The organism is Asaia sp. SF2.1 (genome assembly GCF_000505765.1).
GTDB classification, from domain to species: Bacteria; Pseudomonadota; Alphaproteobacteria; order Acetobacterales; family Acetobacteraceae; genus Asaia; species Asaia bogorensis.
In genome coordinates this window covers 149341-150077 of the sequence record NZ_AYXS01000034.1, presented here as the reverse complement: position 1 = coordinate 150077, position 737 = coordinate 149341, and the positions used below count along the sequence as shown (strand labels likewise).

At 62.6% G+C, this 737-nt stretch carries 1 pseudogene; it reads left to right on the top strand.

The features are described 5' to 3' along the window. A pseudogene (locus P792_RS0119580) lies at positions 1–737 on the top strand (hypothetical protein); the annotation flags it as partial.

The following is a 737-nucleotide window of genomic DNA, read 5'->3' as shown; positions in this document are numbered from 1 at the left end:
CAAAGCCTGTGGCCCTATTGGTGAGGCCTCCGGCGCTTTGGGGCTGCTCTGTCACAATCAGGCCCTTGCACTGATCTGTTTCATCCCCTGCCTGATTGAAAACCGCCGCCTTGGGCCCCGTGCGTCCGGCCTGGCCTGGCAATTGGCCTTTCTGGCGCCTGCTGGCTGCTATCTGGCGGCTTATGGGTTTTTCCCTGTACAGGGTCTGGCAGATAGTCTGATGAGTACCGATATCGATCCCACCATGGCGGGCCACGTGGGTGGCCCTGCGGGCGAGGTCACGATCACGTTGGCCGTCCGCGATTTCGCTTCCCTGGGTGCTCTGTCTGGTGAGGTTTTCCTCCCCCTGGCCGCCCTCGCCACGCTCCCTGCTTTTTCGGCCATGCCTGTCCTGGGCTACTCGATTATCGTACCAGCCCTGCTCGCCCAGACCGGTAGCTTCTGGCCGGTCAACCTCATATTGCTGGGCGGCGGCCTCTGCCTGTTTTTGCCACTGCGGCGAGCTCTGGCTTACTGGCCACTCCTGCTGCTCGGCCTGACCCTCAGCGCGCGACATGGCGGGCTGGCCGATAGCGCCCTTGCCGGAAGCGAGGCATTCATCCTGTCGCTGCTTCTTGGCGTGCTCGGGAAGAAGTCCAGCTTCTTCCAGACACCTCTCCCGCCTTTGGCCGGTTTCCTGCCCTTCTGGCTCGGACTTCATGTCGTCAACGGACTAACGGGACTCTCTCCGGCATGGA